The following is a 22176-nucleotide window of genomic DNA, read 5'->3' as shown; positions in this document are numbered from 1 at the left end:
GTCACCAACATCCGAAACCCGCGGCTCCACTCGGCATTTCGCTAAACGCGGATGAGCGTCATCACGCACGCCAGCACGGTTATGCCGATCCCAGCCCAATACACCATGCCCACAGCCGTAATCCTGCCAGTGCCGGTGTACGTGGCGAACAAGACCGGCTCAATAGCACTCCCGCTGGCATCCGGCCATCTTCCAGCCTGACGGGATCGCCGCCGCCCGCACCACTGTTACGGGTACGCAGGACCCCACATTATGGGGCGTGTCCTCCCTTGGGGTGGTCAGTACTGTCAGAAATGTATTCACCACGCGTGGCCGTTGTCGCCTCGCCCGGGGGAAGTCCGGTTCCAATGTCTGAGCGGTGACGCCTTTTTGGGCTGCATGCGTTCTTCCCCGGCTGGTGTGCGTTCGAGGGAAGGTGATGGGGCAGCATGCGGAAGAGGATGCCGTTGACCGCGGCGCAAGTCGATGTGTGGCATGCCTGTCAGCTGGATCCCGCCGTGCCGATGAATATCACCTCCTACGTGGATCTCGACGGCGAGCTGGATCGGCGGTTGTTGCGGGAGGCCGCCATTGCCGCGGGTGTCGAGCTGGGCTCCGGATTCGTGCGGTTCGAGGAGGACGGCGGCCGGATCTGGCAAGTGGTGCAGCCGCGGCCCGACGATGAGCTCGAATACGTCGACTTTCGGGCCGCGGTCGATCCGGAAGCGGCCGCCCGGGCATGGATGCGGCGGGCGACCGGGCATGTACTGGATGTGCTGACCGACCGGCTGGTGAGCATGGCGGTGCTGCGGCTCGATGAGACGCGGTGGTTCTGGTTCGTCCGGGCGCATCACATCGTCATGGATGGATTCGGTGCGATGAATCTGCTGACGCGGACGGCGGCACTGTATTCGGCAGCCATCGCGGGGGAACCGCGCGAGACGGTGGCGAGCGACGAACTCGATGCCCTGGTCGAATACGACCTCGCCTACCGAGGCAGCACCCGCTTCGACACCGACCGGAACTATTGGCTCGACCGGCTCACGGCGTACCGGGAGGGCAGTGGGCTCACCGGGCGGACCGCCCCACCCGCGCCGGTCAGCGGCATCATCGGAGCCGACCTGCCGACGGACTCCGGCCTCGACGCGGCGGCCGCACGGCTGGAGACCTCGGATTCGGTGCTGTGCATCGCGGCCTTCGCTGCCTACTCGGCGCAGGTCACGGGCACGCCCCAGGTGACGTTGAGCCTGCCCGTCGCCGCCCGCACGACTGCGCTGCTGCGCCGCTGCGCGGGCATGGTGGCCAATGTGGTGCCGCTGTGCTTGCGTGTTACGCACACCACGACGGTGTCGGATTTGCTGCGCGAGGTGCAGGTCGCGGTGAGCGGGGCGCTGCGGCATCAGCGCTACCGTGCCGAGGACATTCGCCGCGATCTCGCGGAGTCGGGACGCCCCGCCCGCGGCTTCGGGCCGCGGATCAATGTTTCCCCGCTGGACGGCGGCATCAGGCTCGGCGCAGTCGTCGGACAGGTGCATGTGTTGTCCACTGGCGCCGTCGACGACCTGGTGGTGAGCATCTATCGGGCGGCCGAACAGCAACGGCACCGGGTGGTTTTCGAGACCAATCCGAATGTGTACTCGGACGAGGACGCGCACCGCCAGCACAGCCGGTTTCTCGGATTCCTACAGCGATTCATCGCATCGAGCGGCGACGACCCGGTGTGGGCGGTGCCGCTCACCGTAGCCGACGAAGCCGCGCGGGTGGTCGTCCAGTGGAACACCACCGATTTCGACGTACCCGAGGTCCTGCTGCCCGCCTTGCTGGATGCGCGGGCGGCCCGCACGCCGAACTCGATCGCGGTGGAGTGCGACGGGGCTTCGCTCACGTATGCCGAGCTGACCGAACGCACAAACCGGCTCGCCCGCCATTTGATCGCGATCGGCGTCGGACCGGAATCCTTTGTCGCACTGTGCATGCGGCGCTCACTGCATGCGGTGGTCGCCATGCACGCGGTGTTGCGGGCCGGGGGCGCGTGGGTCCCGATCGATCCCGATCACCCGGCCGAGCGCACCGCGCATGTGCTGCGCGGCGCGAATCCGGTCGCTGTGCTCACCGATTCGGCCGACCGCGTGGATTTGCCGTCGGCCGTCGACCGCATCGAGGTCGACATCCTCGACCTATCCGGATATGCGAGCACACCGGTGACCGACGAGCTACGAATGCCATTGCGCGGCAGCAACACTACCTATGTCATCTACACCTCCGGTTCGTCGGGCAAACCCAAGGGCGTTGCGGTCACCCACGCGGGGCTGACCAATCAATTGCTCTGGATCCTCGGCACCTACGACCTGAACGCCGCGGATGTCTGGCTGCACAAGACACCCACAACCTTCGATGTGTCACTGTGGGGTTCCTTCCTGCCGCTGCTGACCGGCGCGCGAATGGTGCTGGCCTCCTCGGCGGACTATCAGAATCCGATGCGCCTGGCGGCGTTGATCGCCGAGCACAAAGTCACCGTCACCGACTTCGTCCCGTCCGTGCTCGATGTCTTCCACACGGTGGCCACGATCGAGCAATGCCGAACCCTGCGCCACGTCTTCGCCATCGGTGAAGCGCTTTCCCCGCACACCGTGGCGGCATTTCGAACGCTGAGCACGGCCGAGCTGCACAACCTGTACGGCCCCACCGAAGTCACCGTCAGCGCTACGCACTGGCCGACCGACCCGACCGTCTCCACCGTGCCGATAGGCCGCCCGGCCTGGAATACCCGTGTCTACGTGCTGGATTCGCGACTACGTCCCGCTCCCGTCGGCGTCGCAGGCGAACTGTATCTCGCAGGTGTCCAGCTGGCTCGCGGCTATATCGGCCGCCCAGACCTGACCTCGGATCGATTCGTCGCCAACCCGTTCGGCGCTGGGGACCGCCTGTACCGCACCGGTGATCTGGTCGTCTGGCGCGAGATCGACGGCACCGGCGTCCTCGAATACCTCGGCCGCACCGACTTCCAGGTGAAGCTGCGCGGCCAGCGAATCGAACCGGGTGAGATCGAATTCGCCCTGCTGGCCGAGCCGAGCGTCGGCCGGGCAGCGGCGGTGGTCGTGCCATCGGAGCTCGGCGATCGGCTGGTCGCCTACATTGTGCCAGCCCACGGGGTCAGGCCGGATCACGACGCGTTGCTCGCAAAACTGGCGAACACGCTGCCCGCCGCCATGATTCCATCGCTCATCGTCGAACTGGACGCGCTGCCACTGAACGCGAGCGGCAAACTGGATCGCGCCGCCCTGCCGAAACCGGTCTTCACGCGCCCGGACTTCCGCGCTCCTGGGACGCCGATGGAAGCGGCCATCGCCGAGGTGTTCACCGAAGTGACCGGATTCGACCGGATCGGCCGAGATGACGACTTTTTCGCCCTCGGCGGAGACAGCATCCAGGCCATCCGGGCAGTCGTCCGCGCCGCGGAGCGCGGTATGCGGCTCACGCCCAGAGCCCTCTTCGAGCACCGCACCGTGCAGCAGCTGGCCCAATTCACGAGCAGTATCGACGATTCTTCCGACCACATCGCGAACCCGCCCGCACTTCTTCCGTCCGACACCACCGAGCTGGCTCGTCGCTACCCGAACATGGTCGAGGTCTGGCCGCTGACCCCGATGCAGTCGGGCATGTTGTTCCATGCGCTACTCGCCGAATCAGACGCCTACATGATGCGGTTCGCCCTGGATCTGGACGGACAAGTGGATGCAAGCCGCCTGCGCACGGCGGCGCAGCGGGTCCTTGACCGCCATCCGAATCTTCGCGTCGCCTTCACCGAGGACAGCACGGGCACTCCGGTTCAGGTTGTACTCGCGGATATTCGAGTGCCCTGGCAGGTAATCGATCTCGACCCGGATGCCGACTTCGACTCGGTCATGGCAGCCGATCCGGCGAACCACTTCGATATGCGTATCGCCCCGCTCCTCCAGGTCACGCTGCTCAGATCGATCGACCGGCACCGACTGCTGGTGACCGGACACCACATCCTGATCGACGGCTGGTCGCTGTTACTGCTGGCGCGAGAGTTGTTGGCGCTGTATGCGTTCGGAGGCGACGGCCGAGACTTGCCGCCCTCCCGGCCATACAACGACTATCTGGCGTGGCTCGCGGCGCAGGAAACATCGGATGCCGAAAACGCGTGGCGATCCGCATTGGCGGGATTCGCCGAACCGACGCTACTGGCTCGACACGGTACGCACAGCAGTTCCGGCGCTACCGGTGGCATGGGCGAAGTGGGATTCGAGCTGACAGACGCCGACACCGAGCGGCTGCGACGTGCGGCGCTCGGGGGCAGGGTCACCGTCAACACCGTTGTGCAGACAGCGTGGGGGTTGCTGATCGGGCGCACCGTGGACCGCGACGACATCGTATTCGGTGCGACGGTGTCGGGGCGGCCGGCGCAGCTGGCTGGTGTCGAGGACATGGTCGGGTCCTTCATCAATACGATTCCGGTGCGCGTGCGCCTGACTGGGGCGGACACCGTGGCCGAGCTGCTGCGGAGATTGCAGTCCGAGCAGGCTGCGCTGCTGGAGCATCATCATCTCGGGTTGAGCGAGATACAGCGCATTGCTGGTGTGGAGACGCTGTTCGACTCGTTGCTGGTGTTCGAGGCCGCCCCCGCCGATGTGGCGCTACAGGCCACCGTGCCCGGCGGACTACGGGTCACCGGAGTCGCGGCGATCACCGACACGCATTACCCGCTGACCGTGCTGGTCGGCTTGGGCAGTCGACTGCGGGTATCGATCCGGTACCGGCGTGAGTTGGTCGGTGATCCGGTCGCGGCTGCGCTGGCCGAGCGGTTATCGATGCTGATCGGCCGTCTGGTTGCCGAGCCGCAGGCACGCCCGGCGAGCATCGACGCGGTTGTCCAGGCCGAGCGCGCGGCACTGACGGCCCGCAATGCGACCGAAGTGTCCGAACTATTGGACAATTCGACGCTGCTGACATTGTTCGACGCGCAACTGGCGCGGTCCGGGGATGCACCGGCAGTGATCCACGGGTCCACCACACTGAGTTATGCCGAGCTCGATGCGCGGTCGCGGCGGCTGGCGCGGGTGTTGGTCGCCCGGGGCGTGCGTCCGGAAAAACCGGTGGCGGTCGCGATGCGGCGCGGCGTCAATCTGGTGGTCGCGCTGTATGCGGTGCTGCGGGCGGGCGGTGCCGCGGTGCCGATCGATCCCGATCACCCGGCCGAGCGCATCGGGCACGTGCTGGCGAGTACGGCACCGGTGTGCGTATTGACCACGGCGGCAGACGATTTCACGACGGCTGCGAACGTAGCGGTCCTCCGGACCGACGTCATCGAATCGGACAGGCACGAGTCACTTCCCGTCGTGCGGGCGGACAACGCCGCATACGTCATCCACACCTCCGGGTCGACGGGGCGGCCGAAGGGCGTAGTGCTCACCCACCGGCAACTCGTCCATCAGTTCCGCTGGGCGCAGCACACCTATCCGCACCGCCCCGGTGATCGCGTACTGCACAAGACGCCCATCACCTTCGACATCTCCGCGTGGGAATTATTCTGGCCGTTGCAGACCGGCGCTGCCCTGGTCATTGCCGATCTGGACGGTCATCGCGATCCCGGTTATCTGTCCAGAACGATCGATGACTACGCCATCGGCACAGTGCATTTCGTGCCGTCGATGCTCGATGCCTTCCTGGAGACGGTCACGGCGGCGGGATCCGGGCAGGAATCGTTGCGGTGGGTCTTCGCCGCGGGCGAGGCGCTGCCGACCGAGACGGCGGCGCGGTTCGCTGCGGCCATCCCGCATGCGACGCTCGTCAACTGGTATGGCCCTGCGGAAGCCACCGTCGTGACAGCCGCTGTCGCGGAGGACCTTTCGGCCGCGACGATTCCCATCGGCACACCTGTCGCCAATACTCGGGTGCACGTGCTGGATCGCCACCTGCGACCGGTCCCGGTGGGCGCGGCAGGCGAACTCTATCTCGAAGGCGTTCAACTCGCCCGCGGGTACTTCGGCGCTTCCGGGCCGACCGCCCAGCGATTCATCGCCCACGCGGGCGGCGCGCGCCTGTACCGCACCGGTGACGTGGTCCGCTGGACGCTCGGCGCCGACGGCATGCCCGGTGTGCTCGAATACCTCGGCCGCACCGATTTCCAGGTCAAACTGCGTGGTCAGCGCATCGAACCCGGTGAGATCGAGGCAGTGCTCCGCGCACACGAAGGTGTGTCCCGCGCCGCGGTGAGCGTGGTCAACGGGAAGCTCAGTGCCCGGCTGGTCGCCCATGTCGTCCGCCAGCCGGGCGTGGAGGTGGACGAGTACACGCTCCAGGCGCAGGCGCGTAAGGCGTTGCCGTCGTACATGATTCCGGACGCCGTCGTATTCCTGGACTCCATGCCGCTCAACGCCAGTGGAAAGCTCGATCGAAAAGCACTGCCGGAACCCGAGTTCGGTGCACCGACCTATCGCGGACCGTCGACGCCGCTCGAACGGACCGTCGCCGCGGTGTTCGCCGAGGTACTCGGTAGCGAGCGAGTCGGCGCCGACGACGACTTCTTCGCGCTCGGCGGCAACTCGCTGAGCGCGACCCGGGTAGCCGCCCGGCTCGAAACCGCACTGGGCAAGCGGGCTTCGGTGCGGTTGGTCTTCGACGCACCAACGGTCTCCGCGCTGGCAGCCGCGCTCACTGGGGCGGCGGATCAGCCGGAGCACCCCGCGCTGGTCGCGCGTGAGCGGCCGCAGCACGTGCCGCTGTCGTTCGCGCAGCAGCGCATGTGGCTGCTCAACCAGTTCGACACCGGATCGGCCGCCTACAACATCCCGGTCGCTCTGCGCCTGCGGGGTGACCTGGATATCCTCGCCCTGCGCCTGGCCGTCGCCGATGTCATCGCACGGCACGAGGTGCTGCGCACGGTGTATCCGCAGCCCGATGGGCACACCACGGAGCCGGTGCAACGGGTCCTCGGTCCACACGAGGTGCGCATCGACCTGTCGCCCGTCCCGATCGACCCCGATCGAGTGCGCGACGAACTGCGCCGGATCGGCTCCGCCGGTTTCGACGTCACCACTCAGCCCCCGCTGCGTACCCGGTTACTGCGACTGCGCGGTGACGAATACATTTTGGTCCTGGTGGCGCACCACATCGGCATGGACGGCTGGTCGTTCGGCCCGCTCAGCCGCGACCTCATGCGCGCCTACGCCGCCCGCGGCAACGGGCAGGAGCCGCGCTGGACCGCGCTGCCGGTGCAATACGCGGACTTCGCGCTGCGGCAGCGTACGCTGCTCGGCGTCGGCGAGGATCCGGAATCGCGTGCTGGACAGCAGCTGTCGTACTGGCGGCGTGCTCTGGACGGACTGCCGGACCAACTCGACCTGCCCGGTGCCCGGCCCCGGCCCGCTGCCCGGTCCTTCGTCGGAGGGCGAGTAGATTTCGGCATTCCCGCACCCACCCACGCCGCGCTGCTGCGCCTCGCGCACGGCCATGACGCGACACTGTTCATGGTGTTGCATGCCGCCTTCGCGGCGTTTCTGTCGCGCGTATCCGGCACCGACGACATCGCCATCGGCACCCCGGTCGCCGGTCGCGGCGACGCGGAACTCGACGATCTGATCGGCATGTTCGTCAACACGCTCGTCCTACGGACGCGGGTGCGCTCGGCCGCCGGTTTCGCGGACCTGCTGAGCAGCACCCGGGAGGCCGACCTTGCGGCCTTCGCGCATGCGGACCTGCCGTTCGAATGGCTGGTCGATGACCTCGACCCACCCCGCTCCCCCGGTCGGCATCCGCTGTTCCAGGTGATGCTGACGCTGCAAGACTTCACCGACGCCGCCATCGAGCTGCCCGGTCTGACCCTCGAACTGCTGGAGCCGGACGAGGAACCCGCGAAATTCGATCTGGCACTGAGCATTCGGGAACAGTTCGCAGCGAACGGGGATCCCGCCGGGTTGCGTGCAGTCTTCGGATTCGCGCGCGATCTGTTCGACGACAGCACGGTATCGGTCTTCGCGCAGCGCTTCGCCCGGCTGCTGGAGACAATCACCGAGCGGCCGGACCTGCCGGTGGGTGATGCGGAGCTGCTGTCCCGCCCGGAATACGAACGGCTGACGCACCCCCCGGTCGACAGCGGGCTCGGCGGATTGCTGCCCGATCTGCTGACACGCGGCCTCGCTCATGGCGAGCATCGCCTCGCGGTGCGCGACGCCGGTCGTTCGGTGACCTACGGTGCGCTGGACGCGTACTCGTCGCGGTTGGCGCGGTTGTTGATCGATGACGGCGTCGGCCCGGAGAAGCTTGTCGCGGTGGCGCTGCCGCGTTCGTACGAGATGGTGGCCGCCGTCCTCGCGGTGGCCAAAACGGGTGCGGCCTACGTTCCGGTGGACCCGGGCCATCCGGCCGATCGAGTGCGGCATATGTTGACGGATTCCGGTGCGGTGCTCGGTATTACGACCCGCGAGTTCGCGGGCGCGCTACCCGACGCGGTCGACTGGCTCGTTGTGGACACCCCCTCGACCACGACGTCGCTGGCGGATCGGTCGCCGGATCCGGTGACCGATGCGGATCGTCTCGGCCCGCTCTCCGATTCCCAGGTGACGTATGTGATCTACACCTCCGGATCGACCGGACTGCCGAAGGGTGTCGCCGTCACCCATGCGGGGCTGGGTGGCCTGCTAGAACAGGCCGTCGACCTGTACCGGCTCGGACCTGACCATCGCATGCTGCACATCTGCTCGCCGAGTTTCGATCCGTCGGTGCTGGAATGGATGTGCGCGTTCGCGGTCGGCGCGACCCTGGTGATCACGCCGCCGGAAGTCATCGGCGGCGACGAGTTGGGCGCGCTACTGCGCGCCGAGGAAGTGACGCATGCGATCCTCACGCCCGCGGTGCTCGGCACACTGGATCCCGACGGGCTGACGGATCTGAAAACACTGTCCGTTGGCGGCGATGTCACCACGCCGCAACTGCTCGGGTCCTGGCAGCCGGGTCGCCGCTTTATCAACGGATACGGCCCGACGGAGACGACGATCATCTCCACCTTCGCGACATTGACTGCCGGGCAGCACATCACCATCGGCGGAGCGGTCCGGGGCGTCGCCGTATACGTGCTCGACGATCGGCTGCGGCCGGTACCGCCGGGTGTGACCGGTGAGCTGTATTTGGCAGGTGCGGCCTTGGCGCGCGGCTACTGGAATCGACCGGGCCTGAGCGCGGAGCGGTTCGTCGCGAATCCGTGGGCGCCGGGTGCGCGGATGTATCGCACCGGTGACCTCGTCCGGTGGTACGCGAATCCGGACCACCAGACCGGAAAAGACGCGCTGGCGACCACGGACTGGCAGCTCGACTATGTCGGCCGCGCGGACTTCCAGGTGAAGATCCGCGGGTTCCGGATCGAGCTCGGCGAGATCGACGCCGTCCTCGGCGCTCACGAGGACATCGAGTTCGCCGTCACACTCGGTCGCGAGCGCGACTCCGGCGCCACCGTCCTGGTCTCCTACGTGCGCGCCAGGCCGGACCGGTCGCCCGACCCCGCCGCACTCATCGCCTTCGCCGCACGGAGGCTGCCGTCGCATATGGTGCCCGCGGCGGTCGTCGTGCTCGACGAGCTGCCGCTGACCCCGGTCGGCAAACTGGATCGAAACGCCCTGCCAGAGCCCGAATTCGCCGCGACCGCGTACCGGGAGCCGTCGAGTTCCTCTGAGCAGCTCATCGCCTCGGTCTTCGCCGAGGTCCTCGCCGCCGGGCAGGTCGGCGCGGACGACGACTTCTTCGCTCTCGGCGGCAACTCGCTGATCGCGACGCAGGTGATGGCCCGTCTCGGCGCCGTATCGGGCACGCGACTTCCGGTTCGCCTGCTGTTCGAGGCATCGACGGCGGCGGGACTCGCGGAACAGGTGGCGCGGTACGCCGGGGCGCACTCGCGTCCGGCGCTGATCGCGGGCCCGCGCCCGGATCCGATCCCGCTGTCACCCGCACAGCAGCGAATCTGGCTGCTCAACCGGATGGACCCGACCGCGGCCGCCTACAACATCCCCGTCGCCATCCGCCTCACCGGCACCCTGGACCTGCCCGCGCTGCGGTCGGCGGTGTCCGATGTAGTGACTCGGCACGAAGTGCTGCGCACCCGCTACCCGGAGGGGGACGGTCACGCGCGGCAGGAGATCCTGCCTGCGGTACAGGTCGTGGTCGAGCCGGAACCGGTGGCGACGGAAGCGTTGCACGGCCGCATTGCCGAGCTCGCCGCGACCGGATTCGACGTCACCGCCGCGGTGCCGTTGCGGATTGCCGTACTGGAACTGGCGGCGGATGCCGAATACGTGCTGGTCTTCGTGGTGCATCACATCAGCGCGGACGGCTGGTCGATGGGACCACTCACGCGGGACTTCATGCTCGCCTACGCCGCGCGGACGGCGGGCACCGAGCCGGGGTGGAGTCCGCTGCCGGTGCAGTTCGCCGACTACGCCCGGTGGCATCGCGAGCTGCTGGGCAGCGCTGCCGATCCGAATTCACCGGTCGCCGCCCAGTTGGACTTCTGGCGTGGCGAACTGGCCGAGCTGCCGGTGGAATCCACCTTCCCCGCCGATCGCGCTCGCCCGCGGCGGCCCTCCTACGCAGGCGGCACGGTTCGATTGACCATCGACGCGGCGACCGCGCACGGGTTGCGCGCCGTCGCCAAGGCACATCGCGCGACCCTGTTCATGGTCGTCCACACCGGGCTCGCGGTCCTGCTGGCCCGGTTGTCGGGCAGCACGGACGTGGCGATCGGAGCGCCCGTCGCGGGACGCGGCGAAGCCGAAATCGACGACCTGATCGGGATGTTCGTCAACACGCTGGTGTTGCGGACGCGCTTCGATCCATCCGAGTTTGTTGCCACGCTGCTACTTCGGCAGCGAGACGCCGACGCCGCCGCTTTCGCGCACGCGGATGTGCCCTTCGACGATGTGGTGGACGCGCTCGCGCCGCAGCGCATCTCGGCACGGTCGCCGTTGTTCCAGATCGCCTTGGCCTTTCAGAATTTGCCGCGGACCGATATGGAACTGCCCGGTGTCCGGGCAGCCATTCTCGACGTACCCAACCCGACCGAGAAATTCGACCTCACTGTCACGGTCGACCACACCGCCGCGGGTGCGCTGCCCATGGCAGTCTCGTATTCGCGCGACCTTTTCGACGAACAGACCGTCCGCCGCATCGGCGACCGGCTGCTTCGAGTGCTGACCAGCATCGCCGCGGACTCCGCCATTGCGGTCGGTGAAATCGACCTGTTTCTCGAAGGCGAACGCGAAGCGCTGCTCCGGCAATCGAGCCGTCCCGGCGTGCAGGGGCAGGACACCACGCTCGTCGAGCTCGTCGACGCGCGGTGCCGCATGCATCCGGACAAGGTCGCAGTCCGTGCCGGAGCAGCCACGCTGACCTACGCCGAACTCTCACGGCGAGCCGACGGCGTGGCACACCGCCTGGCCCAGCGGGGAATCGGCCCGGGATCCCTGGTGGCCGTGGCGCTCGAACGCACCGCGGATATGCCGATCGCGCTGCTGGCGGTACTGCGGGCGGGTGCCGCCTACCTGCCCATCGACCCGGCCTACCCCACGGGCAGGATCGAATTCGTGCTGGCCGACGCCGCGCCGTGCTGTGTGCTCACCGCCGACCGGCTCCGTACCGAACTGCCTGTTGGCGATATCCCGGTCGTGCTCGTCGAATTTATGGACAGCACCGCGGACTTCGCGTTCTCCGGCCCGGTCGCGCACCCGGACGACCTCGCCTACGTCATCTACACCTCCGGTTCCACCGGCACTCCCAAAGGTGTCGCCGTTACCAATCGCAACGTCGTGCACCTGTTCGCGAACGCCCTCCCGCTGTTCGACGTCGGCAGCGCGGACGTATGGACCGTATTCCATTCCTTCGCTTTTGATTTCGCGGTGTGGGAGCTGTGGGGCGCGCTATCCACCGGCGGGACCGCGGTGATCGTCGACCACATCACCTCGCGCTCGCCGGATATGTTCCGTGACCTGTTGATTCGTGAGCGCGTCACGATGCTGAGCCAAACCCCCTCCGCTTTCCGGCAAGTGATCGAAGCCGACCGCGAGGCCGGTCCCGATCGCCCACTCCCCCTGCGGTATGTGGTGTTGGGCGGCGAGGCACTGGTTTCCGGCGTACTGAACGACTGGTACAACCGCCACACCGCCGACAACCCGCGCCTGGTGAATATGTACGGCATTACCGAAACCACCGTGCACGTGACGTTCGGAGAACTGAACGGCGAGACGCGGGAATCCTCGGCCAGCGCCATCGGAGGGGGCCTTCCCGGATTCGGCGTACACGTTCTCGACAGCCGGTTACGGCCGGTACCGACGGACGTCACGGGTGAAATGTATGTGGCTGGAACGCAAGTCGCGCGCGGCTACCGCAACCGGCCCGGGCTGACCGCCACCCGCTTCATCGCCAACCCGTGCGGTCCGCCGGGATCCCGGATGTACCGATCCGGTGATCTCGGCCGCTGGCGTGCCGGGCTCGAGTACCTCGGCCGCGCCGATCAGCAAGTGCAATTGCGTGGATTTCGCATCGAATTGGGCGAGATCGGAGCCGTTCTCGCCGCGGTCGATGGCATCGACGAGGCGAAAGTGATCACCCGCGACAACCGGCTGCTCGCCTATGTCCGGCACACCGGCGACCTCAATCCGGCGCAGCTGTATCGGCAGATCGCCGTCCATCTTCCGGAGCACATGATCCCGGCGGCCATCACTCCGGTCACCGCCTGGCCGCTGACCGTCAACGGCAAGCTCGACATTCAGGCTCTGCCCGAGCCGGACTTCATCGCCCGCGCCACCGGCCGAGCGCCGCGCACCGAGCGTGAGTCCGTCGTCGCGGCCCTGTTCGCCGAGGTGCTCGAACTCCCCGCAGTCGGCATCGATGACGATTTCTTCACCATGGGCGGGGATTCGCTCGGCGCGGTCCGCCTGCGTGCCCGCTTCCGCGACGTGCTCGATGCGGATCTGACCGTGCAGCAGGTCTTCGAGGCCCGCACGGTAGCCGCGCTCGTTGCCCTGCCGATCCGACGCAACGGATTGCCCACCCGTGCCGGGACCCACCGTCCTGATGTCGTCCCGCTCTCTTTCCCGCAGCAGCGACTGCTCGAACTCAACGACCGTGAGCGCCGGACACGCGGCCCCGGCCGGGCGTATGTCTTCACCTTGCGCATGACCGAACCCACCCGCCCGCAGATCGTGCGGCACGCCATGACCGATCTGGTTGCGCGCCACGAAATCCTGCGCACCGTCTTCCCCGGCATCCAGCGGGTATTGCCCAGCGACACCATCGATTTCGCCACCGTGGTTGCGAACGACATTCCGGCGGCCATCGCGACCGATATCGCCAGGCCATTCGACATCCGCACCGACGTGCCATTGCGGGTGCGCTTCTACCCCAGCGGCGATTCCGGTGCGCTACTGATCATGCTGCACCACATCGCCGCCGATGGCTGGTCGGCCGCCCCGCTCATCCACGATTTCGCCACCGCCCTGCGGGCTCGCGGCCTGGGCGCACAGCCGGATTGGCAGCCCCTACCCATCCAGTACGCCGCGCATGCGGCCTGGCAGCACGAATTGATCCGGCGTCTCGGTGCCAGCCCGCCGCTCGACACCCAACTTGCCTATTGGACAACGGCTCTCGATCACCTGCCGGAGCCCGCCCCCGCCTTCCGACGACGACCGGATGCCCCGGACCCGCAGGCCGCCCAGGTCTACCTGGGCGTGGCCGAAGATCGTTACCAAGGGCTGGAGGCCTTCGCCAACGCCAACGCCGCCAGCGTCTACATGGTCGTGCATACAGCATACGCGCTGATGCTCACCGAATTCGGCCTCGGCCGCGACCTCGCCATCTGCGCCCCCACCGCGGGCCGCACCGAACCAGGAATGGAAGCCGCCATCGGCCGATTCACCAACTTCCTGGTCCTGCGCACCGACCTCACCGATGAGCCAGCCTTCCCGGACCTGCTGGCCCGGGTCTGCCGCACCACCCTGGCCGCCCTCGACAATCAGGACATCCCTTTCGAATTCCTCACCGACCGCCTCGGAATCCGCCCACGCATTCGTCTCCGCCTGGCATTCCAAAACATCCCCACAGCCGACCTGGAACGCTCAGGCCTCCCCGCCCACTGGGATCCGGTCGCCACCATAACCCCAGCCGACTTCGACATCTCCCTCATCCTGTCCGAAGTCCCGTCCGCTACAGGGCGACCCCAATCCCTATGGGGTATCCTCGAATACGCCACCGATGTGATCGATGCCGTGACTGCGGAGAAAATGAAAGTTAGATTCGAAGAAATCCTGTTCGAACACCTCGAATTCGAGAATTGACCGGAGCCGCGCGGTCATATTGAGCCGAAACTATGTCATTTCCTCCGGGGTCGTGTAGCGGACGTACGGGGCGCGCCGCCGCCTGATCCTACAGTTAGCCAACGGATTTCAGGCGCGGAACACTAGCTTGAGTTTTAACCTTTGCGGCGAGGTCGCGACCCGGCAGGTTTCGATGCTTGCTGGTTGCTGGGGGTCTTGATGTGCACGTCGTAGCGGGGTGCTGGTTGCGGTGACCGGGTGGTCGTCCGCGTCCGGGCCGAGAGGGTTTCGGTGCACTGGCGGGACAGGCGGCTTGTGTGCGTAGGTGCCGAAACCCTCGTCGGACACGTGCTGGTGTAAGTCGTTGCGGGGCAGCGGGTTTCCCCCAATGACGACAGAGGTCCGCGGCGAGGCCGCGAGCGAGGCGCAACTGGGTGTAGGCGGCGATCAGTAGCCAGGTCCATCGGTCGGCCGCGTGTGGGTCGCGTGGTTTCGGGCAGGTCCAGCCGAGGGTTTGCTTGAGCATGCGGAATGTGTGCTCGATATCGACTCGGCGCAGGAACGCCTGCCACAACAGGTCGACCTCACCGGCATCCAGATCGGTGACCGAATGCCACAACCACACCGGTTTCGGGATGGCGCCGCTGGGCAGCCGGTCGACGTCGAGGCGGATCACGGTGCCTTCGAGCACCGGCAGGCGCCCGGTCTGGTCGCCCCAGGACGAGCGGTGGGTCAGTCGTGGATGTAGCCGATTCCAGGATCTGGCGGTGACCGGCCCGTAGAGGCGGGGCTCGGTCGTGGTGGCAGTCATCGATTCGCCCCAGGTAGCCGGGTCGCCGAAGACGAACTCGCCGCCGTGCCGCGGCGGGCGACCAGTGGTGCCGGGCAGCCCGGGCGGCGCGGCACGGCGCAGCACCCGGTCTGATCGCATCCGTCCCAGGACCGCGACGGGCAGGTCTGCCAGCAGGAACGCCAACCGGGGTGCGTCGTAGCCGGCGTCGGTCACGATCCAGATGTCCGGGTCGTCGGGCCGGTGGTGCCCGGCGTCGATCAGGTTGCCGATCACGGTGCGCAGCTGGTCCTCGCGCAACTGGGCGCCGAGCCCGCTGACGTGCTCACCCTGCGCGCCGCGCGGCGGCACTCGGCCTGGCAGGTCCGGGTGGGTGCGGCGCGGGGTTGGCAGGTACAGACCCGGAGCTCGCGGTGCCGATCCTGGCCGAGGCCCTGGGCGACCCGCATCTCGACGTGCGCAAAGCGGTGGTGCTGTCGCTGGCGGCTCGCCCGGACCCTGCCGCGCAGGAGGCGCTGCGCGGCGCGATCGAGGACTCCGAGGCCGACGTTCGCGCGTATGCCCGGCGGGCGCTGGATAAGGTCACCGCCTAGCGCTGCCTGGTTGCCGGCGCCCGAATCCCTGGTTAGATTGACGGCTTAACCGTCGCTGCACGCTAGCTGGACCATAGCCCGCCGGTGCCGCGGGCGACGGAGATAACCGACGACGACTGTCGGTGTCTCGATGATCAGCGACGGGAGTGTGGCGTTGACCTTGCCGAACTGGCTGGATCTCGCCGTGTTTGTCGCTATGGTGGCCGCCGCGTCGTTCGGGTGGCGCCGCGGCGCGATCGTGGGGCTGCTCGATTTCGCGGGTGTCATGGCGGGCGCTGGCCTCGGTGCGACGATCGGGGGAACGGCGCTCACACACCTCGCCCCCGGCTCCGTACGGCTGCTGTTCGTGCTGGTTCTGCTCATCGGGTTGGTCGCGGTCGGCGCGACCGTCGGACACCGGGTCGGACGCGCCGCCCGGACGGCCGTTTCCGGCTCCGCTGCCCGGCGCGCCGACGCCGTCGGCGGGATCGTCGCCCATGTGGTCGCGGTGCCGCTGGTGGTGTGGCTGTTCGCCGCACCATTGGGTTCAGTGGCGACCGTGCGTGACTCGACGATCGTGCGGGCAGTGGACGATGTCGCGCCGTTCTGGCTGACCGGCCTGTCCGCCGCGCTCACCACGCCCATCGTCGACGCGGGCCTCGCCCGGCCGCTCCCGCCGCCCGATCCGAGCATTCTCGACGGACCGGCGCCGGCCGAGCTGCGCCGGAGCGTATTTCGCATCAGTGATCTCGCGCCCACCTGCGGGCTGCGCCAATCCGGTTCCGGATTCGTGATAGCGCCGGAACGGGTCCTGACCAACGCCCACGTCGTGGCGGGATCCACCAAGGTCTCCATCGACGCCACGGCGGGGCCGCTCACGGCGACCGTCGTGCAGTTCGATCCGACGATGGACATCGCCGTGCTGGCCGTCCCTGGTCTCACGGCGCCCACCGTCACCGTCGCGCCCGAACCCGCCGAACCCGGTGCCGACGCGATCGCCCTCGGCTACCCGAAGGGCGGGCCGTACACCGCGGCTGCGACCCGGGTGCACAGCACAGCCATACGCCGAGTTCGCGACATCTACCGCACCGGGCTCGGTGAGCGCCGGATCTACACCGTGGACGGCTCGATCCAGCACGGCAACTCCGGCGGTCCGCTCATCGATACCCGCGGCCGAGTGCTCGGGATCATCTTCGGTGTCGACGAAAACGACGACAACGTCGGATTCGCCACCAATCTGCCGGAGGTGCTCGATCGCTTGAACGACGGCCTGCGCTCCGATCGCCCCGTCGACACCGGTCCCTGCGCCGCGTAGTCGGCGCTCGTCGGTGTTTTCAGGACGCGTCGGCGATGATCACGACGCCACTGGACGCGTCGAGCAAAGGGATCGTCCGCTCGGCGGCGGCGTCGACGTGCACACGTGGGTGAACCGGCAGCTCTGTCTCGTAATAGGTTCCCGGACCGTAGAATTGGCCATACTTCACCACCACGCCGTCGATATCGAGCACGGCTGCTTCGTGCGCCTGGATCACCTCACTCCGCCCCGAGGGCGGCTCCCAGGCAATGCTCTGGGCGAGAAATTGTTTCGCTCCGGCGGCCCGCGCCGCGGCGATCAGGTTGTGGGTGCCTTCGGTGCGGATCCGCGCGTTCGCACCTGCTCGTGCCGGCAGCAAGGCGGCGTCGTCGGGCAGATCGGTGAGCTGATGCATCACCATCTCGGGCCGGAACGCGACAACGGCAGCGGTCAGTGCGTCCGCGTCGTACACATCGCAGACGACCGGCACGCCCCCAACGGCACGCACCTGATCTGCCTTCGTGGCCGACCGGGTCATGCCCGCGACCTCGTGCCCCGACTCGATCAGCAGCGGGAGCAGGCGGACTCCGATAACGCCGGTCGCACCGGCCAGGAAGATGCGCACCGATCCACCGTAATGGGCGTCTTCCTGCGGCGGACGACAACGATGAAGTCGCTGCTCTCGCTGAGGTCAACGGCAGCGGAGGCGACCAGCGCGAAGCTATTCCGGGCCGGGCGCGCCGACCCGAACTCGGTAGACGTGTGGGGTTGAGCCAGCCCGCGTCAGCCCGCATGGTAGATGCCCTCGTAAGTCGGCAGCTCGCCGAACGACGTCCCGGCCAGGCCCGCGAGGTCGCTATCCGGCTCACCCGGCGCGGCCGCCGTACTGCAGATCCTCGCTGCGCGCAGTGGCCGGTTGGCGCAAGCCTTGGCCGTGCTCGACCCAGCGGAACGCGCCATCCTGTCCGGGCTACTGGATAAGGTGCTGACCGGGCTGTACGCCGAAATCGGCAACGCAGATCTACTGTGCCGCCTGTGCGATCGCGCCTCCTGTACCACGGATGCCACCTGCCCGGTCGGGCAGGCCGAGCGGGAGCGGAACGGATGACGGGCGCAGCGCTGGCGCTCGCGTCCGCTGCGGCCTATGGTGTCTCCGACTTCGCCGGTGGGCTGCTTGCACGGCGTATCCATTTCCGCACCGTCGCCTTGTTCGGGCAAATGGGCGGACTGGTAGCCGCACTGGCCACCGCGCCCCTGTTTCCCGCCGCACTCCACACGGAAAGCCTTGTGTGGGGCGCTGTTTCAAAGGTCGGCACCGCCTTCGGCATGCTGTTCCTTCTTCCGCGGACTCAGCACGGGCGCGATGAGTGTGGTCGTCCCGGTCAGCGCTGTCGGCGGTGTGGCGCTGCCCGTGCTGGTCGGCGTGCTCTGGCTCGCCGAACGACCCTCGCCGCTGGCCTGGGTCGGGATCGTCGCGGCAGTTCCCGCGCTCTGGCTGGTCTCGCACAACCGCGACGCCGTAAGCAGATCAACCTCCGGAACGGTCGACGCGCTGATCGCCGGCACCGGCATCGCAGTCCAATACCTCGCACTCGCCCAGGCTGATGCAGCAGCCGGTACCTGGCCCGTCATCAGCGGACGCCTAGCCGCGATTGTGACCCTTGTACCGCTCCTGCGCGCCGCAACCCCAACCGGCCGACTGCGCTCACTCACCATCGCCTTGTCACTCATGACTGGTGTCCTGGCCGCCCTCGCCCTGATCAGCTACCTGCTCGCCATCCGGGAGCAGTTGGTCGTGATCGCCATCGTGCTGTCCTCCCTGTACCCTGCGATCCCCGTACTGCTGGGCATAACCTTGCTCGGAGAACGCCTGGTCTGGCAACAGACCCTCGGCCTGGCCGGCGCGACAACCGCCATCGCCCTGCTGGCTCTAGGCTGACGGGCCGACGGATGGTCGGTCGGACGTCGTCGCACCGACCACCTGTTCGCTCGATGCAGAACCCACCTCCCCGGCGCTGCGACCCCTGGTGTCAGGGCCACCGGCTGCGGCACACGATCCTACTTTTGGCCGAAGCCTGCTCGACATCGCGGCCGCGCGCGTTCGCGACATCGCGATACGGTCCAGCTGAGGCGCCCCCTGGTTCAGGACAGCACGCCTGTCAACCGTGGCGGACATCGCGCGGGCTGGCGCCGAACCGGCGACGGAAAGCTGTGCTGAAGGCGCTGGCCGAGCTGAAGCCGAGTCCCATGGCAAGGTCTGTGATGCTCCAGTCACGGTAGACGGGACTGCGCAGGCGCGAATAGGCAAGTTGCAGACGTTCTTCCTTGATCAGTTCGCTAGGTGTGGTGCCGGCATGCTGGAACGCGAGCTGGATTTGTCGCAGCGACCAACCGAGAGCGCGCGCGATCGTCGCGCCTGTGAGGTCGTGGTCTGCGGCGTGGGTGCGGACGTAGTGTCGAACAGCAGCTTCCACGTCGGCGAGATGGCCGGGGCTGGTGGGCTGGTCGCCGATCAGGTGCATGCACAGCAGTTCGACCAGGTGGGAAGAGATGGTGTCGAATTGATGTCGAGTCAGGTCGCCGCCTTCGGCGAACAGCCCGGCGGCGAGGTCGGCGACTACCCTACCGAGTCCCGACGTGAGGTCGGCGGGAGTAGCGGGTAGCTCCGGCGTGCGGCCCAGGCGATGGTCGACCTCGCGTCGGGGGATGGTCATCAGCAGTCCCCTGCTGCCATCACCTAGCGAGAATGCGAACGGTCGGTCGATAGTCACCAGGCAACCGACACCCGATGGCAGGCGCGCGTGCTGGCCGGCCTGCCAGAGGTCCACCTGCCCGGCGGTGGGTAGCAGCAGTCGAAAATCGTCGTCGGAGTCGCCGCGCACATGTCCGGCGCTACGGTAGTAGGTCACCGCGTCGGATTTCCAGCCGATGAGCTGGTAGTCGCGGGTGCGTCGCAAGGTCGTACGACCCTCGAAGCCACTTCCTCCATGTGGGAAGGCATAGCCCAGACGCCGGTGATACGAGTTGATCAGCTCGGACCAGTAGTCTGCGCGCTCATGCGGGGCGACGACGCGTGTCGTGGCGTTTTGGACAAAGACGGCTTTATCGTTCACCGTCACCACTTCCCTACTCCGTGATCGGTTCACACCCGAGCACGCCAGGCATCCGACGAGTCGGTGTAGGCCAGAGTAGTCCGTCGCCGGGGTCACTGCCTCTCAGATCGTTGCTGGTCGCGAGTTCGCCCGGCGAACGCGGGTGCCATCGGCCCCTGACGTCGAGACGGCACCGTGGAATTCAAGATCCCAACAGCCGCCGCAACCGCACTTTCGTCAGACACTGACTTCCAGAGCGTCGAGGAATTCTTGCCATCTCTCGTGTCGGCCTCGCACGGCGCATCGATCACGCGTCTCGGCCATTCGCCCTCAGCGGAAAGGACGCCGCAAATGGCCTCCTACATCGCCCAGTGGCGGCGGGCGAACTCGTCGACAGTACCCCTGACAGCAATGTTCGCGAATGCCCAACCACCTGCCGCACAGCTTGATGCGAAGAGGTGAACGCACCTCACCGGAACCGTCTCCAGGTCCACACCGTTGTGAACCGCCGCCAACGCCGTTGTAGGGGTAGCGAGGGTGTCGGACACCCTCACCTGGAGACGAATCCATCCGGGCTCCGGTGACAACGCTGTCACCCGATCTGCGGCCAGGTAGTCCGACTTGCCGCGGAAGCTGTGATTCCAAGGCATCGATCGCGAGCCGCGACGATCGGGTCGGTCCGACTTATTGGGCTCATTGACGGTTCAGGGCTCCAGATACAGGCGTTCGTTGGGTAGGCGTGGGTATCCATGGGCGTCACCAGGGATCACCGCGACATGCTTCGGATAGCGGCGGGCGCGGCAATCCTGTATGAACAACAATGCCGCGGTAGCGCAAGCCGTGAAATCGAAGCGCACATTACCGAGTTGCACTGCAAGGTGCACATCCGATTCCTCGGGATACGGAGATATCTGGCTGTCCGCATCCCGCTCGCGCCTCGTCGAGCACCGGACAGAACTCCTCGTGGCCATCAATCGCGGAGACACCGATCGAGCTCCAATTCATCAGTCGTTCCTTGAAATGTGCCGATTACGCCCGGACGCGACGGACGCCGCCGCACAACCTCCGGTGACCTGTCGGTGAGTGCGCCGACGAGGATCGAGGTCGAACGCGTATTTCGCGGCGTCGGACACTCCACTACTCCTCCTTGGGCACTCGCTATAACTGCGCATATGAATCAGGCTATGAGCCGAGCTGTGGGCGGACTACGCTCTCCGCGAATGAAAGTTTGCGCGGAGCGCACCTGCAGCACCTGCAGCACCTGCAGCACCTGCAGCACCTGCACGAACGGATCGGATACGCCCAGACGTCCGACCGGGCACCACCGCTGCGGCAAGCAGCAAGTCACAGCCCATACATTTCGTCGGCGGCGCCACAGCGGATACCTCACGACCTACGCAGCACGGGGGTGAGCCGACTATCCGGTGTGCCGCGATGATTGTCATCGGCACGTTCCTGCTCGTCGAGCAGGAGATCGGCCGACGCGTCCCACCGGTCCGGCACAGTGGACACTGATCATCGTAGATATGGTGCGAAATTCCTTCGGTAGCAATAGAAATGCTCAACCGAGCATTTCACCAATGATCAATACGGGCACCTCGGACGTTGAAAGTCGAGCTAGCGGCAGCGGGCGGCAGTTGTTGCGGACCAAGGATGACCCACCGACCCGCCGCCGTGCGTGCCGAATTCCGGGCGCTGATGGCCCGCTTTGTCTCGAGCGGCGGAGTAATGCAACGACAGCGCGATCATCTCGTCGTCGCCAGTGGGCGATCCAGCCTCGTCGACTGCTGAGCGACGCGCAGGGTCACCGTTCGGGAATCTGTCGGTTCGATGCTGGTCACCAAGGTCGACAGTTGAATGGGGACCTCGTGTTGGATTTGTAGCCTCCCCTGAACCAACAGGTTGAGATCCAGCACCGTCCCTGTGCCCGACGAAATGGTCACCTGCCGTACCTGAGCTGGGAACTTGATCAGTACATCGGCTACGTAGCTCGGCAGAATTATCGCGACCACAGCAAGCAGGGCGGCGATCGCGAGTGCGACGTATCCGAGGGCGCTGCGGCGGTGTCGCACACGCCTTCTGACGCTCGGGCGAGGATCTCGGCTCACCTGAACCCACAGGAAGATAA

The 22176-nt window shown here is 67.0% G+C and carries 11 protein-coding genes; 5 read left to right on the top strand and 6 right to left on the bottom strand.

The annotated features are described in order from the left end of the window. Window positions 1-428: 428 nt before the first annotated feature. Window positions 429-14321: an amino acid adenylation domain-containing protein gene (locus tag OH799_RS02070; protein ID WP_406274911.1), complete on the top strand. Its 13893-nt coding sequence runs from the start codon at window positions 429-431 to the stop codon at window positions 14319-14321. Window positions 14322-14415: 94 nt separating this feature from the next. Here the strand turns inward: OH799_RS02070 and OH799_RS02065 are convergent, their stop codons facing one another. Further along, window positions 14416-15441 (bottom strand): transposase, encoded by a 1026-nt coding sequence (locus OH799_RS02065; RefSeq protein ID WP_406274908.1) that lies wholly within the window; start codon window positions 15439-15441, stop codon window positions 14416-14418. 35 nt (window positions 15442-15476) lie between these two features. Between OH799_RS02065 and OH799_RS02060 the strand changes: the two genes are divergently transcribed. Together OH799_RS02060 and OH799_RS02055 are read left to right on the top strand one after the other, a co-directional pair. Beyond that, complete coding sequence (locus OH799_RS02060) at window positions 15477-15683, top strand: HEAT repeat domain-containing protein (protein ID WP_406274906.1); 207 nt, start codon at window positions 15477-15479, stop codon at window positions 15681-15683. Between the two features lie 130 nt (window positions 15684-15813). After that, window positions 15814-16977 carry a MarP family serine protease gene (locus OH799_RS02055; RefSeq protein ID WP_406274903.1) on the top strand — a complete coding sequence of 388 codons (1164 nt, stop codon included), beginning with the start codon at window positions 15814-15816 and terminating at the stop codon, window positions 16975-16977. A gap of 19 nt (window positions 16978-16996) precedes the next feature. Here the strand turns inward: OH799_RS02055 and OH799_RS02050 are convergent, their stop codons facing one another. Next, complete coding sequence (locus tag OH799_RS02050) at window positions 16997-17581, bottom strand: NAD-dependent epimerase/dehydratase family protein (protein ID WP_406274900.1); 585 nt, start codon at window positions 17579-17581, stop codon at window positions 16997-16999. A gap of 291 nt (window positions 17582-17872) precedes the next feature. Here OH799_RS02050 and OH799_RS02045 point away from each other — a divergent pair, with 291 nt between their 5' ends. Continuing rightward, a complete protein-coding gene (locus OH799_RS02045; protein WP_406274897.1) occupies window positions 17873-18064 on the top strand; it encodes a hypothetical protein in 192 nt (63 codons plus the stop codon). A 255-nt stretch (window positions 18065-18319) separates the two neighbouring features. Beyond that, a complete protein-coding gene (locus OH799_RS02040) occupies window positions 18320-18895 on the top strand; it encodes a hypothetical protein (protein ID WP_406274894.1) in 576 nt (191 codons plus the stop codon). Window positions 18896-19115: 220 nt separating this feature from the next. Here OH799_RS02040 and OH799_RS02035 read toward each other — a convergent pair whose 3' ends face one another. From OH799_RS02035 to OH799_RS02020, 4 genes are all read right to left on the bottom strand, one after another. Then, window positions 19116-20075: an AraC family transcriptional regulator gene (locus tag OH799_RS02035; RefSeq protein ID WP_406274891.1), complete on the bottom strand. Its 960-nt coding sequence runs from the start codon at window positions 20073-20075 to the stop codon at window positions 19116-19118. Between the two features lie 677 nt (window positions 20076-20752). Further along, a complete protein-coding gene (locus OH799_RS02030) occupies window positions 20753-20932 on the bottom strand; it encodes a hypothetical protein (protein WP_406274888.1) in 180 nt (59 codons plus the stop codon). Between the two features lie 502 nt (window positions 20933-21434). Next, complete coding sequence (locus OH799_RS02025) at window positions 21435-21560, bottom strand: hypothetical protein (RefSeq protein WP_406274885.1); 126 nt, start codon at window positions 21558-21560, stop codon at window positions 21435-21437. Between the two features lie 233 nt (window positions 21561-21793). Further along, window positions 21794-22120, bottom strand: a complete 327-nt coding sequence (locus OH799_RS02020; protein WP_406274882.1) for a porin PorA family protein — start codon at window positions 22118-22120, stop codon at window positions 21794-21796. Window positions 22121-22176 lie beyond the last annotated feature (56 nt).

The organism is Nocardia sp. NBC_00881, from assembly GCF_045207455.1.
GTDB lineage: Bacteria > Actinomycetota > Actinomycetes > Mycobacteriales > Mycobacteriaceae > Nocardia.
This window is presented reverse-complemented; position numbering and strand designations above follow the sequence as displayed.